Source organism: Pseudomonas sp. FSL R10-2189 (genome assembly GCF_009600325.1).
GTDB classification, from domain to species: domain Bacteria; phylum Pseudomonadota; class Gammaproteobacteria; order Pseudomonadales; family Pseudomonadaceae; genus Aquipseudomonas; species Aquipseudomonas helleri.
Genome location: NZ_WIVZ01000005.1, coordinates 189,308 through 213,889, shown reverse-complemented (window position 1 = coordinate 213,889; position 24,582 = coordinate 189,308). Strand labels below are relative to the sequence as shown.

Below are 24,582 nucleotides of genomic sequence, written 5' to 3'. Positions count from 1 at the left end.
TTAGCATAGCCATCCCGATGGAGCCGCATGGCCATCATACAAATCAGCGGACCAAACAGCCGCAAAAAAGCGTTTGGTGGTAAGCTCGCGCACCATGAATATCTACAGCTCTCGCCCCGTTGTCCTCTGTCTCTCCGGCCATGACCCCAGTGGGGGTGCCGGCTTGCAGGCAGATATCGAAGCCCTGCTGGCTCAAGGTTGTCACGCGGCCCCCGTGGTCACCGCCTTGACTGTGCAGAACACCGTGAATGTCAGCGACTTCCGCGTGCTGGATCGAGAGTGGGTGCTGGCGCAAGCCAACGCCGTGCTCAGCGACTCCACGGTTGCGGCCGTCAAGCTGGGCATGCTCGGCTCACTGGAAATGGTCGACACCGTGGTCGAGCTGCTTCAAGCCCACCCGCATCTGCCGATGGTCTGTGACCCGGTACTGCGCGCGGGCGGCGGCGGTCGTCTGGGTAAAGACGAAGTGGGCTACGCCATGCGCGAGCGCTTGCTGCCCCTGGCCGTGATCGCCACGCCCAACCTGCCTGAAGCCCGCATTCTGGCCGAACTGCCTGAGGGCAGCGCCGATGAATGCGCCGAAAAACTCCTACCTTTCTGCAAACACCTGCTCATCACCGGCGGACACGGCGATGAACACGAAGTCCATAACCGCCTGTACAGCCGCGACGGCAGCCGTCACACCTTCACCTGCTATCGTCTGCCGGGCAGCTATCACGGCTCGGGCTGCACCTTGGCCAGCACCTTGGCCGGGCGTTTGGCCATTGGCGAAAACCTGGTCAGCGCGGTCGAGACGGCGCTCAACTACACGTGGCGCACCCTGCGTGATGCCGAGCAACTGGGCCAGGGCCAATTTGTGCCCCGGCGTTTACCGCTGGACTTCTGTTCGTAACGAATGAGGCTCGACCCATGAAGCTGCGTGGTCTTTACGCAATCACCGATAGCCAACTGCTGGCCGGCAAATGCCTTAAGTATGTCGAGGCGGCGCTGGATGGCGGCCTGACACTGTTGCAGTACCGCGACAAAAGCACCGATGAGGCCCGCCGCTTGCGCGAGGCCGAGGCGCTGATGCACTTGTGCGATCGTTACAAGGCGCACTTGCTGATCAACGATGACGCCGAACTGGCCGCGCGCCTGGGCGTGGGTGTTCACCTGGGCCAGACCGACGGCCCGCTGACACCTGCACGGGCATTGCTCGGCCCGAAGGCCATTATTGGCTCAACGTGCCACAACCAAATCGAGCTGGCCGAGCAGGCAGTGAAGGAAGGCGCCACCTATGTGGCCTTTGGGCGCTTTTTCACCTCCAGCACCAAGCCCGGCGCAGCCCCGGCGGCACTCGACGTCATCAACCAGGCGCGCGCCAGGCTTGTTAACGTGCCGATCTGTGTGATTGGCGGCGTTACCCTGGACAACGCCGCCCCGCTGGTCGAGCGCGGGGCTGATTTGCTGGCCGTGGTGCACGGCCTGTTTGGCGCCGACAGCACGCAGGAAGTGACCCGACGCGCCCGCGCGTTCAACGCCTTGCTGTCCATTTAAATACCGAATTCTGATTCAGAGAGAGCCCACCATGTCTCGTTCCGAAACGCTGTTTGCCAACGCCCAAAAACACATCCCCGGCGGCGTGAACTCGCCTGTTCGTGCCTTCAAGAGCGTGGGCGGCACGCCTTTGTTCTTCAAACACGCCGAAGGTGCCTACGTGACTGACGAAGACGACAAGCGTTATGTCGACTACGTGGGTTCGTGGGGCCCGATGATTTTGGGCCACAGCCACCCGGACGTGCTGGACGCGGTGCGTGCGCAACTGCAACACGGCTTGTCCTACGGCGCCCCGACCGCCATGGAAACCGAGATGGCCGACCTGGTGTGCTCGATTGTGCCGTCCATGGAAATGGTCCGCATGGTCAGTTCCGGCACAGAAGCCACCATGAGCGCCATCCGTCTGGCGCGCGGCTTTACCGGGCGTGACAACATCCTCAAGTTCGAAGGCTGCTACCACGGCCACTCCGACAGCCTGCTGGTAAAAGCCGGCTCCGGCGCACTGACCCAAGGCGTTCCAAGCTCGGGCGGTGTCCCGGCCGACTTCGCCAAACACACCCTGACCAGCACCTTTAACGACATCGACGCCGTTGCGCAGTTGCTGGCAGAAGTCGGCGACACAGTGGCGTGCATCATTGTTGAGCCGGTGGCGGGCAACATGAACTGCGTGCCACCCGCGCCGGGCTTCCTGCAAGGCCTGCGCAGCCTGTGCGACCAGCACGGCATCGTGCTGATTTTTGACGAAGTGATGACCGGTTTCCGTGTAGCCCTGGGCGGCGCCCAAGCCCACTACGGCGTAACGCCCGACCTGAGCACCTTCGGCAAAATCATTGGCGGCGGCATGCCGGTAGGCTGCTTCGGCGGCAAGCGCGAGATCATGCAGCACATCGCCCCGCTGGGCCCGGTGTATCAGGCGGGTACGCTGTCCGGTAACCCGTTGGCGATGGCCGCCGGCCTGACCACCCTGCGCCTGATCAGCCGCCCGGGCTTCCATGACGAGCTGACCGACTACACCACGCGCCTGCTCGCAGGCCTGCAAGAACGCGCAGACGCTGCCGGCATTCCTTTTGTGACCACCCAGGCGGGTGCCATGTTTGGCCTGTACTTCAGCGAAGCCAATGACATCGTGACCTTCGACGACGTCATGGCCAGCGATGCCGATCGCTTCAAGCGGTTCTTCCACCTGATGCTGGACGGCGGCGTGTACCTGGCGCCAAGTGCGTTTGAAGCTGGCTTCACGTCGATCGCCCACGGCGACGCCGAACTGCAACTGACCCTGGATGCTGCCGAGCGCGCTTTTGCTGCGTTGAAATAACCTGAACCCTGTGTAGGAGCGAGCTTGTCTCGCGATCTTTTAAAGATCAAAAGATCGCGAGGCAAGCTCGCTCCTACAGGGGTTTATGTTCTTTTTATGCGCGTGAGGGGCTAATCATTTATGCCACCTGTCCAAAATCGTCTTAAATCAATCGATATGGCGGTCACGCAGCAGAAAAACGAGTAAAGACTTTGTAAGGTGGCCTCCGCTTATTTCATAATGCGCGCCTACTCATCCCTTGGTCGGGTATGCCCGCCTTTCAGAGGTACGTCGATTCCCATGAACCGCACCGGCCGCGCCCTTGCACTGGGCTGCCTGTTGCTCCTTCAACCGTTGCTTGCTCAGGCAGGTGGCAACTCGCTGTTGATTCCAGCGATGGGTCGTTGCACCCTCAATACGCAGCCAGAAGACCTCAAAGAAGCTCTGGCAGCCTGCGTTGAGGCGGCAAAAACCGGGGATGCAGAAGCTCAATACGAGCTGGGTGAGTTCTATTACGACGGTAAAAACGCCCCGCAAGACCTCAATCAGGCCCTGAGCTACTTCGAACAAGCGTCGCTGCAAGGCCATGCCATGGCGCAGTTTCAGCTGGGCACCATGTTCTTCAAGGGTGAAGGCGTTCCGGCCAATAACATTCAGGCGTACATCGTGCTGAAAATGGCTGCGGTCAACGGCGCCGAAGACGCGCTCGACACCGCCGACCTGGTCGCCGAACAAATGCCCCGCGAACAACTCGAGACTGCCACCCAGATCCTGGGGCAGATCTTCCGCAAGTATCTGCTTGAGCTGCAATCGGCCGACGGGCGCTCGCCGTTCTCACCGCTGCCTTAGGGTAAAGGTGCCGAACTACTTGTCCGGCATCGGAAACGGAAACGGCATCACGTTGCTCATGCCATTGGCTTCGCTGATTTTCGGTGTTCCCAGACGTTCAACTTCATCGATGCGCACAATCGAGTGCATCGGCACAAAGCTGCGTACCACGCCTTCAAATTGAGCTTTGAGCTTTTCTTCGCTCGGATCAACGACGATTTGCGTGCGCTCCCCGAAGACAAATTCCTCAACTTCCAGAAAGCCCCACAGATCACTTTGATAGATCTGCTTGGCGTACATTTCGAACACCTGGCCCTGATTGAGGAAAATCACCTTGTAGATTGGAGCTTCACGTTTGGTCATGGTGGGCGGGTAAACATCTGAGGATATAAAAGAGGGCGCGAACTATAGCATAGCCACCGGACGCACAACGCTAGGAACCCGCGACCATGCCCCCTATAATGCGCGGTTCTTTGAACCACTTGATGAACACCCATGGCCAAGAAGCTTTACATCGAAACCCACGGTTGCCAGATGAATGAGTACGACAGCTCACGCATGGTTGATCTGCTGGGTGAACATCAGGCCCTGGAAGTCACAGCGCGCGCCGAAGACGCTGATGTCATCCTGCTGAATACCTGTTCGATCCGTGAACGCGCCCAAGACCGCGTGTACTCGCAACTGGGCCGCTGGCGCGAGCTGAAACTGGCCAACCCCGAGATGGTCATTGCCGTCGGCGGCTGCGTTGCCAGTCAGGAAGGCGCCGCCATCCGCGACCGCGCTCCTTACGTGGACGTAGTCTTCGGCCCGCAAACCCTTCACCGCCTGCCCGAGATGATCGACGCTGCGCGCATCACCAAGTTGCCGCAGGTTGACGTGTCGTTCCCCGAAATCGAGAAATTCGACCACCTGCCAGAACCCCGCATCGACGGCCCAAGTGCCTATGTGTCGGTCATGGAAGGTTGCAGCAAGTACTGCACGTTCTGCGTGGTGCCTTACACCCGTGGCGAAGAAGTCAGCCGCCCGTTCGACGACGTGCTCAGCGAAGTGTTTCACCTGGCCGAAAACGGCGTGCGTGAAGTGACCTTGCTGGGCCAGAACGTCAACGGCTATCGCGGCCTGACCGAGGACGGTCGCCTGGCGGACCTCGCTGAACTGATTCGCGTGGTGGCAGCCATCGACGGGATCGAGCGCATTCGCTACACCACCTCGCACCCGCTGGAGTTCTCGGATAGCCTGATCCAGGCGCATGCCGACGTGCCGGAGTTGGTAAAACACCTGCACTTGCCGGTGCAATCGGGCTCGGACCGCATTCTGTCGGCCATGAAGCGCAACCACACGGCGCTGGAGTACAAATCCAAGCTGCGCAAACTGCGTGCGGCGGTGCCGGGCATTTGCATCAGCTCTGACTTTATCGTCGGCTTCCCCGGTGAAACCGAGAAGGACTTCGAGCAAACCATGAAGCTGATCGAGGACGTCGGTTTCGACTTCTCGTACTCCTTTGTGTACAGCCAGCGCCCGGGCACGCCTGCGGCCGACCTGGTTGACGACACGCCAGAAGAGCGCAAAAAAGAGCGCCTCAATGCGCTGCAACACCGCCTGAACCAGCAAGGTTTTGAGATCAGCCGGCAAATGGTCGGCTCCACTCAGCGGATTTTGGTGACCGATTACTCGAAAAAAGACCCTGGCGAACTGCAAGGGCGCACCGAAAACAACCGCATTGTTAACTTCCGCTGCGACAACCCGCAGTTGATCGGACAATTCGCCGACGTGCACATCGATGCCGCCCAGCCGCACTCCCTGCGGGGTTCACTGCTGAACTAACGCGTGCCTGTGTAGGAGCGAGCTTGTGTCGCGATCTTTTGATCGTTTAAAAGATCGCGAGACAAGCTCGCTCCTACAGTGGGTTAATCATTTATCACGGCCCTTTCGCGCGTGACCTGCTAGCGTTATCCTTCATCTCACCTCAATTGCCTTAGGGCGGCTAAAAACGACCTTGAACGCACCCATCGAACCACATCGTTTTCTCCTCGAGCCTTTTGAGGCTCGCCGCTTCGCCAATCTGTGCGGACAATTCGACGAGCATTTGCGCTTGGTCGAACAACGTCTGGGCATCGAAATCCGCAATCGCGGTAACCAGTTCGAAATGATCGGCGACCCCAAACTGACTGTTTCTGCAGAACACCTGCTGCGCCGTCTGTACCGCGAAACCCAAGCCACTGAGCTTTCGCCGGACCTGGTGCACCTGTTCCTGCAAGAGTCTGCTGCCACCGATGACCTGGCCAATACGCCTGTGGCCGAGGCCAGCGTGTCGCTGCGCACCAAAAAGGGCATGATCCGCCCGCGCGGCACCAACCAGCAGCGCTACGTCAAAGAAATCCTCGGCAACGACATCAACTTCGGCATTGGCCCAGCCGGTACGGGTAAGACCTACCTGGCCGTGGCCTGCGCAGTTGACGCCCTGGAGCGCGAGCAAATCCGCCGCATCCTGCTGGTGCGCCCGGCGGTTGAAGCGGGTGAAAAACTCGGCTTCCTGCCGGGCGATCTGTCGCAAAAAATCGACCCGTACCTGCGTCCGCTGTATGACGCGCTGTACGAGATGCTCGGCTTTGAATACGTGGCCAAGCTGATCGAGCGGCAAATTATTGAAGTGGCACCGCTGGCCTACATGCGCGGTCGCACGCTGAACAACAGCTTCATCATTCTCGACGAAAGCCAGAACACCACCGTCGAGCAGATGAAGATGTTCCTGACCCGTATCGGCTTCGGCTCCACGGCCGTGATCACCGGTGACATCACCCAGATCGACCTGCCAAAAGGCACCAAGTCGGGGCTGACCCACGTGATTGACGTGCTCAAGGACGTGCCGGGCATCAGCTTTACGCACTTTTTGTCCAAAGACGTTGTGCGCCACCCGCTGGTACAACGCATCGTTGAGGCCTACGGGCGCTACGAACAGGAAGCCGCTGACAAGCTGGCCGCCCTGCCCGCCGCCAAGGACTACCGCAAAGATGCTTGAGCTTGACCTGCAACTGGCCACCGAAGCCGCTGCGCCCAACGAAGCCCAGTTCCGCCAATGGTGCGAACTGGCGCTGCGCCAGCGCACCGCCGACTCGGAAATGACCATTCGTCTGGTAGACGAAGCCGAAGGCCGTGAGCTTAATCACACTTGGCGACACAAAGACTACGCGACCAACGTGCTGTCTTTTCCGGCAGAAGTGCCGGACGAATTCCTTGATATCCCGCTTCTGGGTGACCTGGTCATCTGTGTGGCTGTGGTCGAGCGTGAAGCCGCCGAACAAGGCAAGGCACTTGACGCTCACTGGGCTCACTTGGTGATCCACGGCTGCTTGCATCTTCTGGGTTACGACCATATAGAAGACGAAGAAGCCGAAGAGATGGAAGCGCTGGAACGAACGTTGCTTGCAGAACTGGGTCATCCAGATCCGTATGCAGACGACGAAACTGATTAACAACCCACTGAAACGACCAAGGGATACGAGTAAATCGCTATGAGCGAAGACCGATCGAGCAACGGGCAAAAGTCATGGTTGGGTAAGCTGACCCAGGCCTTTGCCCATGAGCCGAAAAACCGCCAGGAGCTGCTGGAGCTGCTGCGCGAAGCACATCAGAACAAACTGTTGGACAGCGAAGCGCTGGCCATCGTCGAAGGCGCCATCCAGGTGGCTGACCTGCAAGTACGGGACATCATGGTTCCGCGTTCGCAGATGATCAGCATCAAGGCGACCCAGACACCCCGCGAATTCCTCCCGGCGATCATTGACGCAGCGCATTCGCGTTATCCCGTGATCGGCGAAAGCCACGATGACGTCCTCGGCGTCCTGCTGGCCAAAGACCTGCTGCCGCTGATCCTTCAAGAGAACGGCGACAAATTCAACATCAAGGATCTGCTCCGTCCAGCGACGTTTGTCCCTGAGTCCAAGCGCCTGAACGTGTTATTGCGTGAGTTCCGTGCCAACCACAACCACATGGCCATCGTCATTGACGAATATGGCGGCGTGGCCGGTCTGGTGACGATTGAAGACGTTCTGGAACAGATCGTCGGCGACATCGAAGACGAACACGATGTCGAAGAAGACAGCTACATCAAGCCGCTGCCCAGCGGTGACTTCCTGATCAAGGCCCTGACGCCCATCGAGAACTTCAACGAGTTCTTTGACAGCGACTTCTCCGACGATGAGTTCGACACCGTTGGTGGCTTGGTCATGAGTGCGTTCGGGCACTTGCCAAAACGCAACGAAATCACTGAGATCGGCCCTTATCGCTTCCGCATCCTCAATGCCGACAGCCGCCGGATTCACTTGATTCGCTTAACGCCCATTGCCCGCTAAACCCTGACGCTAAGGATTGAAATGCGCTGGATAACCGCCCCCGGCTGGCCCGGTAACTTGCTGGCTGTGGTGGCCGGCGCACTGACAACCCTGGCGTTGGCACCTTTCGATATCTGGCCGCTGGCACTGGTTGCCCTGGCCCTGTTCTATCTGGGCTTGCGCGACCTGTCGCCCAAGCAGGCGCTGGGCCGTGGCTGGTGCTTCGGCTTTGGCCTGTTTGGCGCGGGCACCAGCTGGATCTACTACAGCATTCACCACTTCGGCGGGGCGTCGGTGCTGCTGGCCGGCTTCTTGATGCTGCTGTTCACCGCTGCCATTGCCTGGTTCTTTGCCCTGCCCGCCTGGCTGTGGGCGCGCTGGATCCGACGCAATGAAGCGCCGCTGGCCGACACCCTGGCCTTTGCTGCGCTGTGGACGGCCCAAGAGGCTTTCCGTGGCTGGTTCCTCACGGGCTTCCCGTGGCTTTACTCGGGTTACAGCCAGCTCGACGGCCCCCTCGCCGGGCTCGCGCCGCTGGGCGGCATGTGGCTTATTTCGTTCACCCTGGCGCTGACCGCAGCGCTGCTGTGCAACCTGCCCCGCCTGATCAAAGCCAGGCGCAAAACCTTTATCGGCGCCGCTTTGGTGTTACTGGTCGGCCCTTGGTGCATCGGCATTGCGCTCAAGCATCACGCCTGGACCAGCCCGTCGGGTGACCCGCTGAGCGTGGCGGCAATGCAGGGCAACGTCGCACAAAGCATGAAATGGGACCCGGCTGAGCTTAATGCGCAGTTGGCGCTGTACCGTGATATGACCTTCAGCTCCAAGCGCGTCGACCTGATTGTGTGGCCTGAAACGGCCATTCCGGTGCTCAAAGAGAACGCCGAAGGCTATTTGACGATGATGAGCCGGTTCGCTGCCGAGCGAAATTCCGCGCTGATTACCGGCGTGCCGATCCGCGAAGAAGTGCGCCATGAATCGCGCTTCTTCAACGGCATCACAGCCGTGGGTGAAGGCGATGGCGTGTACCTGAAACAAAAACTCGTACCGTTTGGCGAGTACGTCCCGTTGCAGGATGTACTGCGCGGCCTGATCGCGTTTTTTGACCTGCCGATGTCAGACTTTGCCCGCGGGCCTGCCGACCAACCCATGCTGCAGGCCAAGGGTTACCAGATCGCCCCGCTGATTTGCTACGAAGTGGTGTACCCGGACTTTGTCGCCGGGCTGGCCGCGCAAAGCGATATTTTGCTGACCATCAGCAACGACACCTGGTTCGGCACCTCGATCGGCCCCCTGCAACATTTGCAGATGGCCCAGATGCGCGCCCTTGAAGCGGGCCGCTGGATGATCAGGGCGACCAACAACGGCGTCACCGCGCTGATCAACCCGTTTGGGCAGATCACCACGCAGATCCCGCAGTTCGAGCAAGGAATCCTGTACGGCGACGTGGTGCCCATGCACAACCTCACGCCTTACCTGCAGTGGCGCTCGTGGCCGCTGGCAATCTTGTGTGCGCTGCTGATTGGCTGGGCGCTGATCACCAGCCGCATCGCCAAGACGGTGTAAACCCGAAGGCCAACCCCTGTAGGAGCGAGCTTGCCTCGCGATCTTTTAAAGATCAAAAGATCGTGAGGCAAGCTCGCTCCCACAAGGCGCACTTAGCGGTAAAACAACGGGTAGGCGATCTGCCCGACGGCTTCGTTGAGCAACAGCCCGGACTGCCAGACAGACTTGTACTCCGGCATCCAGCCGCCCAGCGGCCTGGCGTTGTCGACGCTTAAAAAGCCGACCGGCGCCGGCACGACCTCAAACCCCGCCTTTTCAAAGCTCCACACCGAACGCGGCATGTGCCACGCCTGGGTGACCACCACCACGCGCTTGATGCCCTGCGGCAACAGAATCTCTGCACTCATTTGTGCGTTTTCCCACGTAGTGCGACTGCGTTCTTCTTTCCAGCGAACCTCTAACCCCGAATCTTCGCGCAACGAGTCGGCCATTATCTGCGCCTCGCTCGGCGGGGTGCCGTAGTGCAAGCCGCCCGTGACCAGCACCGGCAACCCCGAAGCCTTGGCCAGTTGCGCCGCATAGCGCTGGCGTTCCAGGCCGATCCCGGTGGGCTGATCACTGCCCCACGCCGGGTCATCGCGCTCTCGCCCGGAGCCCAGCAGCACAATGGCATCGGCCCGTTCAGACAAGCTCGACCACTCATTGGGGGCTAACGCAGGCTCGCGCTCAATGGTGCGGGCGCTCCATTCCACCATCACCGGCAGGCTCATCAGCCACATGCCGCCCAGGCCCACGGCAAACAGCACACCGGCCAAACGCGGACGCGAATGCCGCAGCCACCAGGCCGACAGCAGGAATAAAAGAAGGATGCCCGGAGGCAGTAGAAGTTGTTTAACAAAGTAGCGAAAAGGCATCGAGCATCTCCATAGATGCCCGAAGCCTAAGGGGGTTGAAGGGAGGCATCAACAGGGCTGGCCAAAACTCAATCACAACCCGTGTTACCTCAACCCTGAGGAAATGCCGCTCTTCATGTGGGCCCAACCTGAATCGTCGCGCCGGCCTACTTACCCTTAACCCTGTCTTTTAGCCAGATGACCTTGGCTGTCTGAGGGGCTTTTTGCTCAGTACTGCTGCCTTGCAGGCGTTCATCAGCCTCACGCCCGATCCGGTTTAAATAAACGTTGATCAACTCCAGCTCGGCACGACTCAACCCACGCAATTCCAATTCGGCAGGACGTTCGTTTCTCAGTCGCACTGCCGTTTTTGCTGAATCTAGAGCCACACTCAAACGATCAATCAGACGCTCGAACACCTCCGAATTTATAGCCTTGTATTGCGACTCAACCATCCGTCCACCTCATTAAGGAAGTTTCTTCCCCCCACCAACAGCGTAGCTGCGCTGCTAAAACCAGCGCGCCGCTGCGACCAACGGAGCGATGAGGCAATCAGGGTTTCCCTCGATAGAGTGGGGTCATGTATGCTACGGGACTTCCTGTAACCCCTGCTCCAACCTGACCGGGCAACAAAAATGTCCGCGTGAGTTGAAGAGGATTAGGCCACCCTTTATTAGTACAAGTAGCCATGCACGAACAATATCAACCCCGTGAAATAGAAGCCGCCGCCCAATCATTCTGGGACAACCAAAAGTCCTTCGAAGTCAGCGAAGATCTAGGCAAAGAAACCTACTACTGCCTATCGATGTTCCCGTACCCAAGCGGCAAGCTACACATGGGGCACGTGCGCAACTACACCATCGGTGACGTGATCTCGCGCTACCAGCGCATGCTCGGCAAAAACGTTCTACAACCCATGGGTTGGGACGCTTTCGGCATGCCGGCTGAAAACGCGGCGATGAAAAACAAAGTCGCCCCGGCCAAGTGGACCTACGACAACATCGCCTACATGAAAACCCAGCTGTGCAGCCTGGGTCTGGCGGTGGACTGGTCACGCGAGATCACCACCTGCAAGCCTGATTACTACCGCTGGGAACAGTGGCTGTTCACCCGCCTGTTCGAAAAAGGCGTGATCTACCGCAAAAACGGTACCGTGAACTGGGACCCGGTCGACCAGACCGTTCTGGCCAACGAACAAGTGATCGACGGCCGCGGCTGGCGTTCGGGCGCGTTGATCGAAAAACGCGAAATCCCGATGTACTACTTCAAGATCACCGCTTACGCGGATGAGCTGCTTGAAAGCCTCGACGACATGCCCGGCTGGCCGGAGCAAGTCAAAACCATGCAACGCAACTGGATTGGCAAATCCCGTGGCATGGAAGTGCAGTTCCCCTACGACCAGGCTTCCATCGGCGAAGCGGGCGCACTCAAAGTCTTCACCACCCGCCCAGACACCCTGATGGGCGCCACTTACGTGGCCGTGGCCGCAGAACACCCGCTGGCCACCCTGGCAGCGCAGAACAATCCTGAGCTGCAAGCGTTTATCGCTGAATGCAAAGGCGGCAGCGTTGCCGAAGCCGACGTGGCGACCCAAGAGAAAAAGGGCCTGCCCACCTCGCTGTACGTGGAACACCCATTGACCGGCGAAAAGCTCCCGGTGTGGGTTGCCAACTACGTACTGATGCATTACGGCGATGGCGCTGTAATGGCAGTCCCGGCGCACGACGAGCGTGATTTCGAATTCGCCACCAAGTACAACCTGCCGATCAAGGCCGTTGTCCGCACCAGCGCAGGCGATGAGTCGCCAGCACCGTGGCAGGCCGCTTACGGCGAACACGGCCCGCTGATCAACTCCGGCGAATTCGACGGTCTGGACTTCCAGGCTGCATTCGATGCCATCGAAGCTGCCCTGACCACCAAGCACCTGGGCCAGTCGCGTACCCAGTTCCGTCTGCGTGACTGGGGCATCAGCCGCCAGCGCTACTGGGGCTGCCCGATCCCGATCGTGCACTGCGACACCTGCGGTGACGTGCCGGTCCCGGAAGACCAACTGCCAGTCGTATTGCCAGAAGACGTCGTACCCGATGGCGCCGGTTCGCCATTGGCGCGCATGCCTGAGTTCTACGAGTGCAGCTGCCCTAAATGTGGCGCACCGGCCAAACGCGAAACCGACACGATGGACACCTTCGTCGAGTCGTCGTGGTACTACGCGCGCTACGCTTCGCCGCACTTCGACGGCGGCCTGGTTGAGCGCAAGGCGGCCGACCACTGGTTGCCGGTCGACCAGTACATCGGCGGTATCGAACACGCGATCTTGCACCTGCTGTACGCACGCTTCTTCCACAAACTGATGCGCGACGAAGGTCTGGTCAGCTCCAACGAGCCGTTCAAGAACCTGCTGACCCAGGGCATGGTTATCGCGGATACCTATTTCCGTACCCTGGACAACGGTGGCAAGGACTACTTCAACCCGGACGACGTAGAAGTTGAGCGCGACGCCAAGGCCAAGATCATCGGCGCCACGCTGAAGTCTGACGGCCTGCCGGTTGAAATCGGCGGTTCGCAAAAAATGTCCAAGTCGTTGAACAACGGCGTCGACCCTCAGTCGATGATCGAACAATATGGCGCAGACACCTGCCGTCTGTTCATGATGTTCGCCTCGCCACCTGACGCCAGCCTGGAATGGTCGGATGCCGGTGTTGAGGGTGCGCACCGCTTCCTCAAGCGCGTATGGCGCCTGGCCCACGCTCACGTAGGCCAAGGCCTGCCGGGCGCGCTGGACGTTGCCGGCCTGAATGACGAGCAAAAAGTCATTCGCCGCGCCATTCACCAGGCCATCAAGCAAGCAAGCCAGGACGTCGGCCAGCATCACAAATTCAACACAGCCGTTGCCCAGGTAATGACCGTGATGAACGTGCTCGAAAAAGCACCGCAAGCCACCGAACAGGACCGCGCCCTGCTGCAGGAAGGTCTTGAGACAGTTGCTTTGATTCTCGCGCCGATCACGCCGCACATCAGCCACGTGCTGTGGGGCCAGTTGGGTCACACCACGGCAATCATTGACGCCGCCTGGCCAACCCTGGATGAAAGCGCACTGGTGCAAGACACCTTGCAGCTGGTTATTCAGGTGAACGGCAAACTGCGCGGTCACATCGAAATGCCTGCGGCTGCCAGCCGTGAAGAGGTTGAGGCGGCTGCCCGCACCAACGAAAACGTGCTGCGCTTTACCGAAGGCCTGACGATCCGCAAAGTGATCGTGGTACCGGGTAAATTGGTCAACATCGTCGCCAGCTAATTGGAACAGGCGCCCGGCCTTTGAGTCGGGCGCCCATTAAAACCTTTCGGGTCGCAATACCGACCTACCTGGTTTCAAGGGGAGCAACACATGATCAAACGCAACTTGCTGGTGATGGGTCTCGCTGTTCTGTTGAGTGCCTGCGGCTTCCAGCTGCGCGGTACCGGCACCAACCAACTGACCATTACCGAGCTGGGCCTCAGCGCCCGTGATGCCTACGGCCAAACCGTTCGCGACCTGCGCCTGGCGCTGGAAGGCAGCGGCGTTAAAATCACCGACGCGGCACCGTACAAGCTCGTATTGAACAATGAGCAAGAGAACCAGCGCGCTGCCAGCTACACCGGCACCGGCTCGACCGCTGAGTACGAACTGACCAAGGTCTTGAACTACCAGATCAAAGGCGACAACAACCTGGTGTTGCTCGAGAACAAAGTTGAAGCCCGTAAATTCTTCATGCAAGACACTGGCAACATCGCGGGTAGCACTCAGGAAGCCTCGATGGTCCGCAAGGAACTCGACCGCGACCTGGTTCAGCAAGTCCTGCTGCGCCTTGAGCAACTGACGCCGGCACGTCTGGCCGAGCTGCAAACACTGGCCGACGAAAAGGCCCGTGCAGAAGCGGCAGCCCTGGAAGCCCAGCAAAAAGCTGAAGCCGAAACCCCTCAGCAGTCGCCCCTCGAACTGCCATAAGTAAGGGATACGGGGCGCTCAAGCGCCCCGTCATCTATCTAGCCCCTATGAAACTCGCCCCCGCTCAACTCACCAAACACCTGCAAGGCAGCCTGTCGCCGGTCTACATCATCAGCGGCGATGACCCGCTGTTATGCCAGGAAGCTGCAGACGCCATCCGCACGGCTGCCCGCCAGCAGGGCTTTGATGAGCGCCAGGTATTCAGCGCCGACGCCAGCTTTGACTGGGGCACGCTGCTGCAAGCGGGTGCCAGCATGTCGCTGTTTGCCGAACGGCGCCTGCTGGAGTTGCGCCTGCCTTCCGGCAAACCCGGCGACAAAGGTGCGGCGGCCCTCATCGAGTATTGCTCGCGCCCGGCCGAAGACACCTTGCTGCTGATCAGCCTGCCCAAGCTCGACGGCAGCGCGCAAAAGACCAAGTGGGGCAAAGCCCTGATTGAAGGCCCGCAGACCCAGTTCTTGCAGATCTGGCCGGTTGACGCCAACCAGTTGCCGCAATGGATTCGTCAGCGCCTGTCGCAAGCCGGGCTGGCCGCCAGCCAGGACGCTGTCGAACTCATCGCCGCTCGGGTTGAAGGCAACCTGCTGGCGGCAGCCCAGGAAGTCGAAAAGCTCAAGCTGATGGCCGAAGATGGCCAGATCACCGTCGAAACCGTGCAGGCAGCGGTGGCTGACAGTGCGCGGTTTGATGTATTCGGCCTGGTCGATGCGGTGCTCAACGGCGAAGCGGCGCATGCCCTGCGCATGCTCGAAGGCCTGCGCGGCGAAGGCGTCGAACCACCGGTGATTTTGTGGGCGTTGGCCCGCGAGTTGCGGGTGCTGGCCAACATTGCACTGCAATACAGCCAGGGCATCCCGCTGGACAAAGCCTTCAGCCAGGCCCGCCCACCGGTCTGGGACAAGCGCAAACCGCTCATGAGCAAAGCGTTGCAACGTTATTCGGCGCAACGTTGGGCCCAACTATTGATGGATGCGCAACGCATTGATGCTCAGATCAAAGGCCAGGCCGCCGGGTCAGCCTGGAGCAGCCTGAGCCGATTAACGCTGCTGATGTGTGGGCAACGTCTGAATTTGCCAGCGGAGTAATCCTCAACGCAGGGGCGCACTGGACAACTCAAAAAAACTGGCCGATGATTTGCGCTCGTTCACATTGAGCCTTTTCTAACCCAGCGAGAGTAAAGCCATGAGCAAGCGCCCCAACAAGGCCAAGTCCATTGTTGCCCAACCCCTGTTCCGCAGCCGCCAGGAACGCCCCGCCAAAGGCAAAGGCAGCTACCGCCGCGAAGCCTTCCAGTCGAGAGACCGGGAGGCTTTTTACTTTCTGGCTGCCTGACAGCGGGGATGATAAGGTCTGCATCTGATTTGCATTTCGTGGACCTGCGCATGTCTTTAAGTTCTTCACACCGTTGGCCGATGCGCCAACTGATTGCTTTTTCCAGCGTCATCTTGTTAGTCGCCTGCGCAGAAAAACCCACCGCAGCCGATGCCCAGCCTTTGCCTGTCCCGCCTGCCGCGCCGGTGGTCACCACCAATGCCGCCAGCACTGACATACCCGACATTCAGCCCGCTCAAAGCTTTGAGCAATGGCTGGACAGTTTCCGCGTGCAAGCGCTGAACGCCGGGATCTCCCCGACTATTTTTGATAACGCGTTCAACGGCGTAACGCCTGACATGAGCGTGATCAAGGCCGACCGCAGCCAACCTGAATTCAGCCGCCCGGTCTGGGAGTACCTCGACGGTGCCCTGTCACCTTTACGCGTGCGTAACGGCCAGCGCCTGCTGGAGCAAAACGCCGAACTGCTGAGCCGCATCGAGCAACGCTACGGTGTTGACCGCCAGGCGCTGGTGTCGGTGTGGGGCATGGAAAGCAACTTCGGCACCTTCCAGGGCAACAAGTCGGTGATTCGCTCACTGGCCACCCTCGCCTATGAAGGCCGTCGCCCGGAGTTCGCCCAAAGCCAACTGATTGCCGCGCTCAAGATCATTCAGGAAGGCGATGTCACGCCGGACAAAATGCTCGGCTCCTGGGCAGGCGCCATGGGCCAGACCCAGTTCATCCCGACCACCTATGAAACCCACGCGGTGGATTTCGATGGCGATGGCCGTCGCGATATCTGGAACAGCTCAGCCGACGCCCTGGCCTCGACCGCCCACTACCTGCAAAGCTCTGGCTGGAAGCAAGGCCAGCCGTGGGGCTTTGAGGTTCAGTTGCCAGCCGGGTTCGATTACGCGCTGGCTGATGGCGCGGTGCGCAAAAGCGTCAGTGAATGGCGCAAGCTCGGCGTAACACTGCCGGCTGGCACCCAGGCACCTGCCGGGTCCGAAGAACTCAGCGCCACCTTGTTGTTGCCGGCTGGCTACCGTGGCCCGGCGTTTTTGGTGCTGGATAACTTCCGCGCCATTTTGCGTTACAACAACTCGTCATCGTATGCCTTGGCAGTGGGCTTGCTGTCGCAGCGCTTCAATGGCGGCGGGGTGATAGTGGGCGACTGGCCAAAAGACGACCTGCCCTTGAGCCGCACCGAACGCATGGAGTTGCAGACCCTGCTGAGCCAGCGCAACTTCGATGCGGGCAACCCTGACGGCATTATTGGCGCCAACACCCGCAAAGCGATTCGTAGCGCCCAACAAGCTTTTGGCTGGGCCGCCGACGGCTACCCGACGCACAAACTGCTCGAGCGTTTGCGCAGCCAATAACCTATTAATTTGTAGGAGTTGCCGGAGGCTGCCATCTGTTGATCTTTAACGTCAAAAGATCGCAGCCTGCGGGGTGAACACCAAAAAATGTAGGAGCGAGCTTGCCTCGCGATCTTTTGATCTTTTAAAAAGTCGCGAGGGACAAAGTCAGGTTTGAGCCGTTACCACGGCCTGTTCAAGCACTACCTGCTGCTTGTCGGCATCCAGACGCACGTGCGCGCCCATCGGCAAGGTGATGTTCGGGTCGCAATGGCCGCTGCGCCAGCCGGCCAGCACGGGGATATTCAGCGGCCCCAGCTCCTGCTTGAGCAATAGCTCCAACCGCGAAACATCGACCCCGGCAAAGTCCCCCACCAACACTGCGCGCACCCGCCCAAGCTTGCCCGCCTGGCGCAGATGGGTGAGCAGGCGATCGACCCGGTATAACGGCTCGTTGACGTCTTCGATAAACAGGATGATGCCCTGATCGTCCAGCTCAAACGCCGTGCCAATGGTGGCGCAGATCATCGACAGGTTGCCGCCCAGCAAGCGACCACTGGCACTGCCCGGCGCAAGGGTGGTTAGCGGGTACGCCGCAGGGTGCTCCAGCAATGCCGATTGTTGCCCGCTGAGCATGCGCAGCAAGGAGGATTCTGTTGGCAGCTGTTTGTTGCCCAGCAGGTCCGCATTCAGCATGGCCCCGTGGAAGGTCACAAAGCCCGCGTAACGGGTGATCGCCAAATGCAGCGCAGTGATGTCGCTGTAGCCCACAAACGGCTTGGGATGGCGTCTGAGCAGCTCAAAATCGATGTATTCGAGAAAGCGCGTGCAGCCATAGCCGCCGCGCATGCACAGAATGGCATCCACAGTGTCGTCGGCAAAAGCATCATGCAGGTCACGCAAGCGCACAGCATCGGAACCGGCCAGGTAGCCGTCTTTCTCCCAGACGCCTGGAAACACCTTGAGCTGATAGCCACGGGTTTCCATCCATTGGGTTGCACTGTGCAGATCGAATTCGGAGGGACCAGCCGGGGCGATCACACCGATCACCCCGCCGGCAGGCAGCGCGGGCACTGCGCTGTGAGTAGTGAACGACACAGGCGCAGCGAACCGGCTATTCATGGTTTCAGGAACCTACCAACATGTCTTTAACCAGTTTGGCTTGCTCGTCTGCGTGGTACGAAGAACGCACCAGCGGACCCGAGGCGACGTTTTTGAAGCCCATTTTGTAACCTTCTTCGGCGAACCAGGCGAAGGTGTCCGGGTGCACAAAACGCTGCACTGGCAAGTGGCTGCGCGACGGTTGCAGGTACTGGCCCAGGGTCAGCATGTCGATGTCGTGTTCGCGCATGCGCTGCATCACTTCAATGACTTCGTCATCGGTTTCACCCAGGCCCAGCATCAAGCCGGACTTGGTAGGAATGTGCGGCATCATTTGCTTGAAGCGTTGCAGCAGGGTCAGCGACCACTGGTAGTCAGAACCCGGGCGCGCAGCCTTGTACAGGCGAGGCACGGTTTCGAGGTTGTGGTTGAACACATCCGGCGGCTCGGCTGCGGTGATTTCCAACGCGATGTCCATGCGGCCACGGTAGTCCGGAACCAGGGTTTCGAGCACGACGTTCGGCGACAGGCGACGGATTTCACGGATGCAGTCGGCAAAGTGCTGAGCACCGCCGTCACGCAGGTCGTCACGGTCTACCGAGGTGATCACCACGTACTTCAGGCGCAAGTCAGCAATGGCAACGGCCAGGTTATCCGGCTCGTTGGTGTCCAGTGGTTTTGGACGACCATGGCCCACATCGCAGAACGGGCAACGACGGGTACAGATGTCACCCATGATCATGAACGTCGCGGTGCCGCCCGAGAAACACTCGCCCAGGTTCGGGCAGGAGGCTTCTTCGCACACACTGTGCAGCTTGTGTTTACGCAGCAACGCCTTGATGCGGTCGACTTCCGGCGACACCGGAATGCGCACGCGAATCCAGTCTGGCTTCTTCGGCAGCTCGGTGGTCGGAATGATTTTTACCGGGATACGCGCAACCTTTTCGGCACCGCGCAATTTAACGCCAGTCTCAACCTTGGAACGGGCCTCTTGCGCACGGGCCACACGTTCGGAGATATCCAGCGTCGGGATCAGGGTTTGAACAGCGTCTTGCGCAGTAGTCATATCAGTCGATTCCGCCCGTTAGGGTCGTCTGCTCAGCATAGTCGAGGTGTTTGACGAGCTGCGCACGCAGCTGGACACCTACCTCGGCAAATTCAATCGGCCCTGCATGGTCACGCAACTGGGTCATTGCCAGCCCCGCATAACCACAGGGGTTAATCCGTCGAAACGGTTCCAGGTCCATGTCCACATTCAGCGCCAGACCGTGGAAAGAGCAACCATTGCGAATGCGCAGGCCCAGGGATGCGATTTTCGCACCGTCGACATACACGCCGGGCGCATCGGGCTTGGCCGCCGCAGTCACGCCATAGGTGGCCAGCAACTCGATCAGGCAAAGCTCCATGCGGCTGACCAGCTCACGCACGCCAAAACCGAGACGGCGCACATCCAGCAACAGGTAAGCGACCAACTGGCCGGGCCCGTGATAGGTCACTTGCCCGCCGCGGTCCGATTTAACAACCGGGATATCCCCCGGCAACAACAGATGTTCGGCCTTGCCCGCCTGACCTTGGGTGAACACCGGCGGATGCTGCACCAGCCAGACCTCGTCTTGCGTGTCCGGCGTGTGCTTGCGTTGGTCGGTGAAACGTTGCATCGCCTGCCAGGTGCGCTCGTAATCGAGCACACCCAAATCACGAACACCCAAGATCTGCGGCATCACAGCACCATGTGCACGAAGCCGGTGGCTCGCAGCTCGCTGTTGATGTTGTACAGCTGGTCTTGATCGGTCGCAACGATGTGCAACTGAATCGTGGTGTATTTGCCGTTGGTGCTCTGACGCTCGTCGATGCGCTCGTCATTGATCTTTGCGTGTTTCAGAACGATGGCAATGATCTTGTCTTTGTTGCCCACACCCGTGTCACTGATCACCTTAACCGGATAGTCAGTTTGAGGAAATTCGATCTTTGGCGCCTTTACTTCGGTATCGGTCATGGCGTATTGGCCTCGGGAACTACAGAGCGGCCCCCTGCACACTCAGCAAGGGGCCACGCAGGGTGGGTTAAATCAGTTGAACAGCCCAAAGAAGAATAGACGGATGCTATCCCACACACGGCGGAAAATGCCACCTTCCTCAACCGGCTCCAGCGCGATCAAGTCAGCGCTGTGGATAACTTTGTCGTCCAGTTTGACTTCAACCTTGCCGATCACATCGCCTTTAGCGATAGGGGCCATCAGCTGCGGGTTCATGGTCATGCTCGCCGCCAGCTTTTTCAATTGGCCTTTAGGCAGGGTCAGACTCAGGTCATCGGCCAGGCCAGCTTTAACCTGGTGAGTGGTGCCTTTCCAGACTGGCGCTTGAGCAAGCTCCGTGCCCTTCTGGTAGAAGGTCTGGGTTTCGAAGAAACGGAAGCCGTAGGTCAGCAGTTTCTGGGTTTCAGCAGCACGTGCTGCTTCGCTGTTGGTGCCGAATACCACGGCGATCAGGCGCATGCCGTCACGTACCGCCGAAGACACCATGCAGTAGCCGGCTTCGTCGGTGTGACCGGTTTTCAGACCATCAACGGTCTTGTCACGCCACAGCAACAAGTTACGGTTAGGCTGCTTGATACCGTTCCAGAAGAACTCTTTCTGCGAGTAGATCGCGTAGTGAGTCGGGTCTTCGTGGATGATGGCGCGAGCCAGCAACGACATGTCGTGAGCCGACGAGTAGTGCTCCGGGTTCGGCAGGCCGGTCGGGTTCATGAAGTGGCTGTTGGACATGCCCAGGTCGCCAGCGGTTTTGTTCATCATGTCAGCGAAGGCGTCTTCGCTGCCGGCGATGTGCTCGGACAGCGCAACGCTGGCGTCGTTACCCGACTGAATGATGATGCCGTGCAACAGGTCGCTGACCGACACTTGGCTGCCGACCTTGATGAACATACGCGAACCGCCGGTGCGCCAGGCGTTTTCGCTGACGGTTACCGGGTCGTTCTCGCCGATCTGGCCACGACGGATTTCCAGAGTCGCGATGTAAGCGGTCATCAGCTTGGTCAAGCTGGCCGGAGGCAGACGCTGATCACCGTTGTTCTCCACCAGCACGTTACCGCTGTTGGCATCCATCAGAACGTAGGATTTGGCGGCCAGCTGTGGCGGCGACGGCATCATCTCGGCTGCCCAGGCGGCAGGAGTGACGATCAGCGGTACAAGCAGGCACAGGCGTTTGGCAAAGGTGGTGATGTTCATCCGTCTCTCGAGTTTGCTAATGGAACCTTACCCTCGCGGGCAAAACTTTTTGACAGCCGTTTAACGGGCTGCCACGTGTTCAGTGTTACTGATCGGTCACAACGCTCGGCTGGCCCAAATTGGCCAGACGCACGCTGTTTTGCGTTTGTTGCACTTCACCGGCCGAGGCAATCGGCCCCATGCGCACACGATGAAGGGTTTGCTGATTGCGCACAATCGAGCTGATAAACACAGGGGCGCTGACCATGCCACTGAGTTTGGAACGAAGCAACTCGGCCGCATCAGGATTGGCGAATGCGCCTACTTGCAAATAGGTGCCCTGGCCCTTGTGCACCGCTACAGGCGGTATGACATCAGACGCGTGCTGTTGCGGTGGCGGCGTCCATTGTTCGACCTTGCCTGTTGAAACCGTCGGCGCGGCGGCAGCTTGCGCCACTTGCGGCTCGTTGAGCATCAAAGGTGCCGGACGGCCTCGCGCAGCCCACCAGGCTTGCGGGTCAATGCCCTCGACCTTGACGCGGGCCGTGCCGGTTTCGGCATAGCCGAGCTTTTTGGCGGCCGCGTAAGACAAGTCAATGATGCGATCCGAATAGAACGGCCCACGGTCGTTAACCCGCAACACTACAGCCTTGCCGTTGTCCAGGTTGGTCACTTTAACGTAGCTGGGCAGCGGCAGCGTCTTGTGCGCCGCACTCATGCCGTACAGGTCATACACTTCGCCGTTGGCGGTGTTCTGCCCGTGGAACTTGGTGCCGTACCAGGACGCCGTGCCTGTGGCCACGTAGTTCTTGGACTCCTGGATCGGGAAATACGACTTGCCCAGCACGGTATACGGGTTGGCCTTGTAAGGGCCGGTGTGCAAGGTTGGCGTTGCATCCGGAATACGCGAAACGTCGACATCCCACCACGGCGCGCCGTCTTTGTGCGCGCGGTTGATGTCCAGGCCAGGCTTGGCGCTGATAGTGCCCGCGGTTTGCGGCGTGCTGGTGCGGCTGCTCGAGCAGCTCACCATCAGCAGTGCGATAGCCGTGCAGGCCGCGATTTTCAGAGGTGTGCGGATCGCTAAAAACGGCATTACTTGTTGCCCCGTGCTTGAACCAGCAGGTCGGACAGTTGATGCACTGCCATGGCATACATCACGCTACGGTTGTACCGCGTGATTGCATAAAAATTCTTCAGGCCCATCCAGTATTCAGGGCCATTTTCGCCTTCGAGACGGAACGCCGTGACCGGCATGTCGTCGCGCAGCGCATCATGACTCGACCAGCCCAACGCTCGCAACTCCCCAACGGTTTTGACCGGTTCAATCCCTTGGGTCAAGCCTTCATCGACGCGGTCACCCTGCACGTCGGCGCGGGCCACCACTGGCTCGCCCGCCACCCAGCCATGACGCTTGAAGTAGCTGGCAACACTGCCGATGGCATCGTCCGGATTGCTCCAGATATTGATATGGCCATCATTGTCGAAGTCCACGGCATAGGCGCGAAAGCTGCTCGGCATAAACTGCGGCAAGCCCATGGCGCCTGCGTAAGAGCCTTTAAGGCTAAGCGGGTCGACTTGTTCTTCACGGGCCAGCAACAGGAACTCACGCAGCTCCTTGCGGAAGAACTCGGCGCGCGGCGGGTAATCAAAGCCCAAGGTCGAGAGCGCATCAATCACCCGGTAATTGCCGGTATTGCGCCCGTAAAAGGTTTCGACGCCGATGATCGACACGATCACCTGGGCCGGCACACCGTATTCCTTCTCGGCACGGGCCAGCACCGCTTCGTGTTCACGCCAGAAGTCGACACCGCGGGCAACGCGGGCGTCGGCCAGGAACATCGGACGGTATTCTTTCCACTGTTTGACGCGCTCGGCCGGACGCGAAATGGCATCCAGAATGCTCTGCTTGCGCTCGGCCTCACGAAAAACATCCATCAGCTGTTCACCGGCAAACCCGTAGTCGCGGGTCATCTCACCGACAAATTCAGCCACTTGGGGCGAGCCATCGTAGTCGCCGGCCACCGCACCTTGCGCTGCCCCGAATAGGCCCAAAAAGCCCATCCACGACGCGTATCGAGCGGCCCAGCCACGCATTGCTTGCATTGAATTCTTCACCTTAATCAAACTTGTGCAATCCATTTGCGATGCGTATGGATTGACATCAAAACCCCAAACGCTGACAGCAGCGTCACGAGCGAAGTTCCGCCGTAACTAATAAACGGCAATGGCACGCCCACCACCGGCAACAGCCCACTGACCATACCGATGTTGACGAAAACATAAACAAAAAAGGTCATGGTCAAACTGCCGGCCAGCAATTTGCCAAACAGAGTTTGCGCCTGGGCAGTAATCACCAGGCCGCGACCAATCAACAGCAGGTAGATCAACAACAGCGCGCAAATACCCACCAGGCCGAACTCTTCGCCCATCACCGCAATGATGAAGTCGGTGTGGCTCTCGGGCAGAAAGTCCAGGTGCGACTGGGTGCCCAGCAGCCAGCCTTTGCCGAAGACGCCGCCCGAACCGATCGCTGCCTTGGACTGGATGATGTTCCAGCCAGTGCCCAGCGGGTCGCTCTCAGGGTCGAGGAAGGTCAGGATTCGCTGCTTCTGGTAGTCGTGCATGATGAAAAACCACATGCCAATCGCCACCGGGATCGCAGCCGCCAGCACGCTGACAATCCAGCGCCAGCGCAAACCGCCCATAAACAGTACGAACGCGCCCCCGGCCAACACCAGCAAGGCGGTGCCGAGGTCGGGCTGACGCACGATCAGGCCGAAGGGTATGCCGATCAGCAACAAACTGACCGCCACGTGCTTGAGCTGCGGCGGCAAGGTGCGCTTGGACAGATACCAGGCGATGGTCGCGGGCATCAGGATTTTCATGAACTCAGAGGGCTGGAAACGAATGACCCCCGGAATGTTGATCCAGCGCGTGGCGCCCATGGCGTTGTGGCCCATGACGTCTACCACCACCAGCAACATCACGCCGAGCAAATAGCAGACCGGCACCCAGCGCGCCATAAAACGCGGTTCAAGCTGGGCGATGACAAACATCGACACCAGCCCGATACCAAACGAGGTGGCCTGCTTGCTCAGCAGGTCCCAGCTTTTACCACTGGCCGAATACAGCACAAACAAACTGCCTGCGGCGAGTGTCAGCAACAAAATCAGCAAGGGGCCGTCGATGTGCAGACGCTGCAACAGCGTGGCACGGCGACGCATC

General features: G+C 59.5%; 25 protein-coding genes. 14 read left to right on the top strand and 11 right to left on the bottom strand.

Annotation, left to right across the window (positions count from 1 at the left end):
• Nucleotides 1–94 precede the first annotated feature (94 nt).
• The 4 genes from GHO32_RS06610 (at nucleotide 95) to GHO32_RS06595 (ending at nucleotide 3,679) form a co-directional block, all read left to right on the top strand.
• Entirely contained in the window at nucleotides 95–892 is a 798-nt protein-coding gene (locus tag GHO32_RS06610) for a hydroxymethylpyrimidine/phosphomethylpyrimidine kinase (RefSeq protein ID WP_026014362.1), read from the top strand.
• A gap of 17 nt (nucleotides 893–909) precedes the next feature.
• Nucleotides 910–1,536 carry a thiamine phosphate synthase gene (thiE, locus tag GHO32_RS06605; protein WP_153335830.1) on the top strand — a complete coding sequence of 209 codons (627 nt, stop codon included), beginning with the start codon at nucleotides 910–912 and terminating at the stop codon, nucleotides 1,534–1,536.
• Nucleotides 1,537–1,567: 31 nt separating this feature from the next.
• Nucleotides 1,568–2,851 (top strand): glutamate-1-semialdehyde 2,1-aminomutase, encoded by a 1,284-nt coding sequence (hemL, locus tag GHO32_RS06600; RefSeq protein ID WP_153335831.1) that lies wholly within the window; start codon nucleotides 1,568–1,570, stop codon nucleotides 2,849–2,851.
• A gap of 279 nt (nucleotides 2,852–3,130) precedes the next feature.
• Entirely contained in the window at nucleotides 3,131–3,679 is a 549-nt protein-coding gene (locus tag GHO32_RS06595) for a tetratricopeptide repeat protein (RefSeq protein ID WP_048367611.1), read from the top strand.
• Nucleotides 3,680–3,694: 15 nt separating this feature from the next.
• Here GHO32_RS06595 and GHO32_RS06590 read toward each other — a convergent pair whose 3' ends face one another.
• Entirely contained in the window at nucleotides 3,695–4,021 is a 327-nt protein-coding gene (locus GHO32_RS06590) for a DUF1820 family protein (RefSeq protein WP_048367613.1), read from the bottom strand.
• Nucleotides 4,022–4,153: 132 nt separating this feature from the next.
• Between GHO32_RS06590 and miaB the strand changes: the two genes are divergently transcribed.
• From miaB to lnt, 5 genes are all read left to right on the top strand, one after another.
• Nucleotides 4,154–5,482, top strand: coding sequence for a tRNA (N6-isopentenyl adenosine(37)-C2)-methylthiotransferase MiaB (gene miaB / locus GHO32_RS06585; RefSeq protein ID WP_153335832.1), 1,329 nt, complete (start codon nucleotides 4,154–4,156; stop codon nucleotides 5,480–5,482).
• Between the two features lie 172 nt (nucleotides 5,483–5,654).
• Complete coding sequence (locus GHO32_RS06580; protein ID WP_153335833.1) at nucleotides 5,655–6,677, top strand: PhoH family protein; 1,023 nt, start codon at nucleotides 5,655–5,657, stop codon at nucleotides 6,675–6,677.
• Nucleotides 6,670–7,131 carry an rRNA maturation RNase YbeY gene (ybeY, locus tag GHO32_RS06575; protein WP_153335834.1) on the top strand — a complete coding sequence of 154 codons (462 nt, stop codon included), beginning with the start codon at nucleotides 6,670–6,672 and terminating at the stop codon, nucleotides 7,129–7,131. The genes GHO32_RS06580 and ybeY overlap by 8 nt, the downstream gene beginning before the upstream one ends.
• Before the next feature lie 39 nt (nucleotides 7,132–7,170).
• Entirely contained in the window at nucleotides 7,171–8,010 is an 840-nt protein-coding gene (locus GHO32_RS06570) for an HlyC/CorC family transporter (protein WP_048367621.1), read from the top strand.
• Between the two features lie 21 nt (nucleotides 8,011–8,031).
• Nucleotides 8,032–9,555: an apolipoprotein N-acyltransferase gene (gene lnt / locus GHO32_RS06565; protein WP_153335835.1), complete on the top strand. Its 1,524-nt coding sequence runs from the start codon at nucleotides 8,032–8,034 to the stop codon at nucleotides 9,553–9,555.
• A gap of 92 nt (nucleotides 9,556–9,647) precedes the next feature.
• Here lnt and GHO32_RS06560 read toward each other — a convergent pair whose 3' ends face one another.
• Together GHO32_RS06560 and GHO32_RS06555 are read right to left on the bottom strand one after the other, a co-directional pair.
• Nucleotides 9,648–10,409 (bottom strand): YdcF family protein, encoded by a 762-nt coding sequence (locus GHO32_RS06560; RefSeq protein WP_153335836.1) that lies wholly within the window; start codon nucleotides 10,407–10,409, stop codon nucleotides 9,648–9,650.
• 146 nt (nucleotides 10,410–10,555) lie between these two features.
• Nucleotides 10,556–10,843, bottom strand: a complete 288-nt coding sequence (locus GHO32_RS06555; RefSeq protein WP_048367627.1) for a hypothetical protein — start codon at nucleotides 10,841–10,843, stop codon at nucleotides 10,556–10,558.
• 233 nt (nucleotides 10,844–11,076) lie between these two features.
• Here GHO32_RS06555 and leuS point away from each other — a divergent pair, with 233 nt between their 5' ends.
• The 5 genes from leuS to GHO32_RS06530 all read left to right on the top strand — a co-directional run bounded on the left by leuS (nucleotide 11,077) and on the right by GHO32_RS06530 (nucleotide 17,069).
• Entirely contained in the window at nucleotides 11,077–13,683 is a 2,607-nt protein-coding gene (gene leuS / locus GHO32_RS06550; RefSeq protein WP_153335837.1) for a leucine--tRNA ligase, read from the top strand.
• A 90-nt stretch (nucleotides 13,684–13,773) separates the two neighbouring features.
• A complete protein-coding gene (gene lptE / locus GHO32_RS06545) occupies nucleotides 13,774–14,373 on the top strand; it encodes an LPS assembly lipoprotein LptE (RefSeq protein ID WP_153335838.1) in 600 nt (199 codons plus the stop codon).
• Nucleotides 14,374–14,420: 47 nt separating this feature from the next.
• A complete protein-coding gene (holA, locus tag GHO32_RS06540) occupies nucleotides 14,421–15,458 on the top strand; it encodes a DNA polymerase III subunit delta (RefSeq protein WP_048367632.1) in 1,038 nt (345 codons plus the stop codon).
• Between the two features lie 97 nt (nucleotides 15,459–15,555).
• Nucleotides 15,556–15,705 carry an alternative ribosome rescue factor ArfA gene (arfA, locus tag GHO32_RS06535; RefSeq protein WP_003444166.1) on the top strand — a complete coding sequence of 50 codons (150 nt, stop codon included), beginning with the start codon at nucleotides 15,556–15,558 and terminating at the stop codon, nucleotides 15,703–15,705.
• A 50-nt stretch (nucleotides 15,706–15,755) separates the two neighbouring features.
• On the top strand, nucleotides 15,756–17,069 hold the full coding sequence (locus GHO32_RS06530) for a lytic murein transglycosylase (protein ID WP_153335839.1): 1,314 nt from the start codon (nucleotides 15,756–15,758) through the stop codon (nucleotides 17,067–17,069).
• A 147-nt stretch (nucleotides 17,070–17,216) separates the two neighbouring features.
• On the opposite strand, the gene GHO32_RS06525 is transcribed toward GHO32_RS06530, so the two are convergent.
• The 8 genes from GHO32_RS06525 to rodA form a co-directional block, all read right to left on the bottom strand.
• Nucleotides 17,217–18,170: an LD-carboxypeptidase gene (locus tag GHO32_RS06525; RefSeq protein WP_153335840.1), complete on the bottom strand. Its 954-nt coding sequence runs from the start codon at nucleotides 18,168–18,170 to the stop codon at nucleotides 17,217–17,219.
• Between the two features lie 4 nt (nucleotides 18,171–18,174).
• The gene (gene lipA / locus GHO32_RS06520) at nucleotides 18,175–19,215 is read right to left on the bottom strand and encodes a lipoyl synthase (protein WP_048367635.1); all 1,041 of its coding nucleotides are present in this window, start codon (nucleotides 19,213–19,215) and stop codon (nucleotides 18,175–18,177) included.
• A 1-nt stretch (nucleotide 19,216) separates the two neighbouring features.
• Nucleotides 19,217–19,870, bottom strand: a complete 654-nt coding sequence (lipB, locus tag GHO32_RS06515; RefSeq protein WP_153335841.1) for a lipoyl(octanoyl) transferase LipB — start codon at nucleotides 19,868–19,870, stop codon at nucleotides 19,217–19,219.
• On the bottom strand, nucleotides 19,870–20,145 hold the full coding sequence (locus tag GHO32_RS06510; protein ID WP_048367639.1) for a DUF493 domain-containing protein: 276 nt from the start codon (nucleotides 20,143–20,145) through the stop codon (nucleotides 19,870–19,872). The genes lipB and GHO32_RS06510 overlap by 1 nt, the downstream gene beginning before the upstream one ends.
• A gap of 72 nt (nucleotides 20,146–20,217) precedes the next feature.
• Nucleotides 20,218–21,375 carry a D-alanyl-D-alanine carboxypeptidase family protein gene (locus tag GHO32_RS06505; protein ID WP_048367641.1) on the bottom strand — a complete coding sequence of 386 codons (1,158 nt, stop codon included), beginning with the start codon at nucleotides 21,373–21,375 and terminating at the stop codon, nucleotides 20,218–20,220.
• An 85-nt stretch (nucleotides 21,376–21,460) separates the two neighbouring features.
• On the bottom strand, nucleotides 21,461–22,450 hold the full coding sequence (locus GHO32_RS06500) for a septal ring lytic transglycosylase RlpA family protein (RefSeq protein ID WP_048367643.1): 990 nt from the start codon (nucleotides 22,448–22,450) through the stop codon (nucleotides 21,461–21,463).
• Nucleotides 22,450–23,460, bottom strand: coding sequence for a lytic murein transglycosylase B (gene mltB / locus GHO32_RS06495; RefSeq protein ID WP_153335842.1), 1,011 nt, complete (start codon nucleotides 23,458–23,460; stop codon nucleotides 22,450–22,452). The genes GHO32_RS06500 and mltB overlap by 1 nt, the downstream gene beginning before the upstream one ends.
• 17 nt (nucleotides 23,461–23,477) lie before the next feature.
• Nucleotides 23,478–24,581 (bottom strand): rod shape-determining protein RodA, encoded by a 1,104-nt coding sequence (gene rodA / locus GHO32_RS06490; RefSeq protein ID WP_178113847.1) that lies wholly within the window; start codon nucleotides 24,579–24,581, stop codon nucleotides 23,478–23,480.
• Nucleotide 24,582 lies beyond the last annotated feature (1 nt).